This is a genomic window from Streptomyces sp. NPDC006283, from assembly GCF_040613325.1.
In the GTDB taxonomy this organism is placed as follows: Bacteria; Actinomycetota; Actinomycetes; order Streptomycetales; family Streptomycetaceae; genus Streptomyces.
In genome coordinates, this window is the sequence record NZ_JBEXRZ010000337.1 from 1 (window position 1) to 4,770 (window position 4,770).

The 4,770-nt window shown below is 71.2% G+C and carries 3 protein-coding genes and 1 pseudogene; 2 read left to right on the forward strand and 2 right to left on the reverse strand.

All coding sequences use genetic code 11. The features are described 5' to 3' along the window. Together ABZ070_RS35345 and ABZ070_RS35350 are read right to left on the reverse strand one after the other, a co-directional pair. The coding region (locus ABZ070_RS35345) for a hypothetical protein (RefSeq protein WP_356640072.1) at positions 1-536 on the reverse strand (536 nt) is incomplete at its 3' end. Positions 537-673: 137 nt separating this feature from the next. Further along, positions 674-1,897, reverse strand: coding sequence for a nucleotide sugar dehydrogenase (locus ABZ070_RS35350; RefSeq protein WP_356640068.1), 1,224 nt, complete (start codon positions 1,895-1,897; stop codon positions 674-676). Between the two features lie 243 nt (positions 1,898-2,140). On the opposite strand from ABZ070_RS35350, the gene ABZ070_RS35355 reads away from it, so the two are divergent. Both ABZ070_RS35355 and ABZ070_RS35360 read left to right on the forward strand, forming a co-directional pair. Next, positions 2,141-3,847: a glycerol-3-phosphate dehydrogenase/oxidase gene (locus ABZ070_RS35355; RefSeq protein ID WP_356640070.1), complete on the forward strand. Its 1,707-nt coding sequence runs from the start codon at positions 2,141-2,143 to the stop codon at positions 3,845-3,847. 313 nt (positions 3,848-4,160) lie between these two features. After that, positions 4,161-4,770, forward strand: a pseudogene (locus tag ABZ070_RS35360) (hypothetical protein); the annotation flags it as partial.

Consider the following 4,770-nt stretch of genomic DNA (forward strand, 5'->3'; position numbering starts at 1 on the left):
GAGGACCCGCCCGCAGCGGAGCGGCGAGCTGGCGGTGGCGACGTACAACGTGGAGAACCTGGACCCGTCCGACCCCCAGGAGAAGTTCGACGCGCGGCGATGGCGAGGAAGACGTACGTCATGCCGTCCGCCGCTTCCTTCCACACGTCCGTCAGGTCGCCGAAGTGCTGGAAGAAGACCTCGCCGAACGAGCCGCCGATGTCGCTGAGGATCATCGCGATACCGACCAGCTGGCCGAGGTACACGGCACCGATGCCGAGGACGGCGCTGATGACCGGCAGGACCGGGTTCCGGCCGCCGACCTTTGCTGCGGCGAAGCCGATGAGGAAGCCGACACCGATGGCCGCGTAGCCGATCTCGCGCTCTATCGAACCGGCGATGGCGCCGTACACGCCGGCGCTGACCAGGGCTGCGACGACGGCGGCGAGGATGCCGAGGCCGACGTTGTTGCGCACCGGCGCGGGCGGCGGGGCGGGCGCGTACTGCTCGCCGCCGGCGAACGGGTTGCCGGACGGCGGCGTGACGGGCTGGCTCATGGTGAATGTCCCCCTGGGAATCGAGCGCCTCGCACGAGCGTGCGGGCGGCGGTCCCGGAGACTAGCAGTCCGGTCGGACGGAGCGACATTCGGTTATGCGACCGTTGCACAGGCGGCGGCGGGCTCCTGAAAGTGACTCAGAGGCGGTGTGCCGCCCCGGCCGGCGTCGCTCCCCTTGTGTCGAGCAGGAGTTGGGCCTTGACCGCCAGGCCCTGGAGGTCGTACGTGCGGTGGTGCTGCACCAGCACCGTCAGGTCCGCGGCAGCGGCGGCCTCGTAGAGCGACTCGGCACGCGGGACCGGGACTTGGTCCACGCGCCAGTCGTGGATGTAGGGGTCGTGGTAGCTGACGGACGCGCCCAGGTCCGTCAGGCGGCGGGCGAGCTCGGTGGCCGGTGAGCCCTGGAGGTCGGCGAGGTCCGGCTTGTAGGTGACACCCAGGAGCAGCACGCGGGCGCCCCGGGCCGATTTGCCGTGCTCGTTGAGGAGGGTGGCGCAGCGCCGGACCACGTACTGGGGCATGCGTGCGTTGATCTCCTGGGCGAGGCCGACCATGCGCAGGGGGCGGTCGGGGGCGTGTCCGGGATCCATGGGGACGCCGTGGCCGCCGACCCCGGGGCCGGGGCGGAAGGCCTGGAAGCCGAAGGGCTTGGTCTCCGCGCAGCGGATGACGTCCCACAGGTCGACGCCCAGGTCGTGGCAGAGCACCGACATCTCGTTGACCAGGGCGATGTTGACGTGCCGGAAGTTCGTCTCCAGGACCTTGACGGTCTCGGCCTCGCGCAGTCCGCGCGCGCGGACCACCTTGTCGGTGAGGCGGGCGTAGAACGCGGCGGCGGATTCCGTGCAGGCGGGTGTGAGGCCGCCGATGACCTTGGGGGTGTTGGCGTACCCGTGCGTGCGGCGGCCGGGATCGGTGCGGCTGGGGGAGTACGCGAGGTGGAAGTCCCGGCCGGCGCGCAGACCGGAGCCCTCCTCGAGCAGCGGGCGCAGGAAGTCCTCGGTGGTGCCGGGCTCGACGGCCGACTCCAGCAGAACGGTGGTGTGGGGACGCAGGCGGGACGCGAGGGCCCGTGCGGCGTCGGCGAGCGGGGTCAGGTCCGGCGTGCCGTCAGCGCCGGGCGGGGTGGGGGCGCAGATGACCGCCGTGCGTACCCGGCCGAGCTCGGCAGGGTCGGTGACGGTGCGGAAACCGCCGGAGAGCATGCGCCGGATGTCGGCGGGTGTCACCCCCGCGGCGGGCTCCGCGAGCTGGCGCGGGTCGGGGTCGTAGCCGATGGTTTCGATGCCGGAGGCCACGGCGGCCTGGGCGAGCGGCAGACCGAGGTGTCCGAGTCCGATGACGGCGAGATCTGCGGGCATGGCGGTGGCCGTCCTTCCCATAGCCGAAGGGGACAGAGGACGCAAGCCCTGTGGGCGGAACGGGCAGGCGCAATGTCAGACTAGGCGTAAATATGAACGTTATGTCGCATTGTGGGCTTGTGGTCTACCGAGTGTTATCCACAGGCAGTGGCTGAAGTCGGCCAGTGCGGACAGAATCGACAGTGTGAGTTCGATGTTGTGAGACCGACCGCAGGGGACACACGGGGGCGACGGGAGGCAACAGTGAGGACAGCGACACTGGGACCCGAAGAGCGCGCGGAGGCGCTCGCCGGGATGGCCGAGCGTGAATTGGACGTGCTCGTGGTGGGCGCCGGCGTCGTCGGAGCGGGCACCGCGCTCGACGCGGCGACCCGTGGCCTGTCCACCGGCCTGGTCGAGGCGCGCGACTGGGCGTCGGGCACGTCGAGCAGGTCCAGCAAGCTCATCCACGGCGGACTGCGGTATCTGGAGATGCTCGACTTCGCCCTGGTCAGAGAGGCCCTCAAGGAGCGCGGACTGCTGCTGGAGCGGCTGGCCCCGCATCTGGTCAAGCCGGTGCCGTTCCTCTACCCGCTCCAGCACAAGGGCTGGGAGCGGTTGTACGCGGGCTCGGGCGTCGCGCTGTACGACGCGATGTCGGTGTCCTCCGGCCACGGGCGAGGGCTGCCCGTCCACCGCCACCTCTCGCGCCGGCGGGCGCTGCGGGTGGCGCCCGCGCTGAAGAAGGACGCCCTCATCGGCGCCCTGCAGTACTACGACGCCCAGATGGACGACGCCCGCTTTGTGACGACCCTGGTGCGCACGGCCGCGAGCTACGGGGCCCACGTCGCCAGCCGCGCCAGGGTGAACGGCTTTCTCCGGGAGGGCGAGAGGGTCGTCGGTGCCCGGGTGCTCGACGTCGAAGCAGGCGGTGAGTACGAGATCCGCGCCCGCCAGGTCGTCAACGCCACAGGAGTGTGGACCGACGACACCCAGGCGCTGATCGGGGAGCGCGGACAGTTCCATGTGCGCGCGTCCAAGGGCATCCACCTCGTGGTGCCCAAGGACCGCATCCACTCCACGACCGGGCTGATCCTGCGGACCGAGAAATCGGTGCTGTTCGTAATCCCCTGGGGCCGGCACTGGATCATCGGCACGACGGACACCGGCTGGGACCTCGACAAGGCGCACCCCGCCGCCTCCAGCGCCGACATCGACTACCTGCTGGAGCACGTCAATTCGGTGCTCGCCGTGCCGCTCACCCGGGACGACGTCCAGGGTGTGTACGCGGGTCTGAGGCCGCTGCTCGCCGGCGAGTCGGACGCGACGAGCAAGCTGTCGCGGGAGCACACGGTGGCGCACGTCGTGCCGGGGCTCGTGGTCGTGGCCGGCGGGAAATACACGACGTACCGCGTGATGGCGAAGGACGCTGTGGACACGGCAGTGCACGGCCTCGACCAGCGGGTGGCCGCGTGCGTCACGGAGGACGTCCCCCTGCTCGGTGCGGAGGGCTACCGCGCCCTGTGGAACGCCAGAGCAAGGATCGCGGCGCGCACGGGCCTTCATGTGGTGCGCGTCGAGCATCTGCTGAACCGCTACGGCGCGATGACCGAGGAACTGCTCGACCTCATCGCGGACGACCCGTCGCTCGGCGAACCGATCGGCGGCGCGGACGACTATCTGCGGGCCGAAATCGTCTACGCCGCGTCACACGAAGGTGCCCGTCACCTCGACGACGTGCTGACCCGACGCACCCGCATCTCGATCGAGACGTTCGACCGGGGGACGCGCAGCGCCCGGGAGTGCGCGGAGTTGATGGCTCCGGTGCTCGGCTGGGAGAAGGCCCAGATCGAGAAGGAGGTCGAGCACTACGAGAAGCGGGTGGAGGCGGAGCGTGAGTCGCAGCGGCAGCCGGACGACTTGACGGCGGACGCGGCGCGGCTGGGAGCACCTGAGATCGTGCCGCTCTGATCCCTCCCGCCCCTTGGCCTTCGGGCAGGTGCAGGTGCCCGGCTGCGTCGAACCCTGATGTGGCGCAAGCCGGGCCGAGGCGGGGGCCGTTGGCGGGAGCGGACACGCCTCCGACCAGTGCGGGGGTGGGCTTTACGACGAGTAGTGGCATGGTGGGTGCCACATCGGTGTGTGCCCGAGTGCTCCACAGGGTGGACCCGGGCGACATACCGGTCCCGGAGTGAGGGACAATGGGCGCTCTGCCAGGGCGGGTTACCGCATCGCGCGGAAAGCGGCAGGCGCGGGCGAAGATCAGGGATCGCAGAGGGGACGCATGTCGGAGGCTGAGCAGTCGCGGGAGCCCCAGCGGGGGGCCGGCTTCACCGGCGAGGGTGCGGGCTCTGCCGCGGGCGCGGCGGACTCGAAGTCCGCCGATGCCGACGTGGCCCCCGAGGCCGTGGGCGAGAACGCTCACGCCGGCGACGACAAGGACACCAAGAGCGCGGCCGGCGTGGACGCCGAAGCCGGTGACGCCACGGGCGGCCCCACGAAGACGCAGGACAGCGGCACAACGCCGCCCAACGGTGCGACCCAGGACGCGGCCGACTCCGAGGGCGCCGAGGCGTCGGCCGGGGCCGCGGCTTCGGCGGGGGCCGTTGGCCGGAAGTCCGCTGACGCCGCCGGGGGCGCGGATATCGCCGCGGACGCGAAGGCCGAAGGCCCGGCAGCGGCAGGCGTGAAGAGCGGTGGCGCCGGTGCCGCGCGCGAGACAGAGGCGGCCGCACCTGCAGAGAAGCCTGCGGCAGGCCCGGCAGGCACCGAGAGCGCGGCAGCCGCTGAGGGCGCATCTACTCCGGCACCGGCGAGCCGAGCCGCCCAGCAACTTCGACCCCGAGATCACGCCCGAGATGGACGCGATCGTGTTGAAGGCCCTGGTCAAGGAC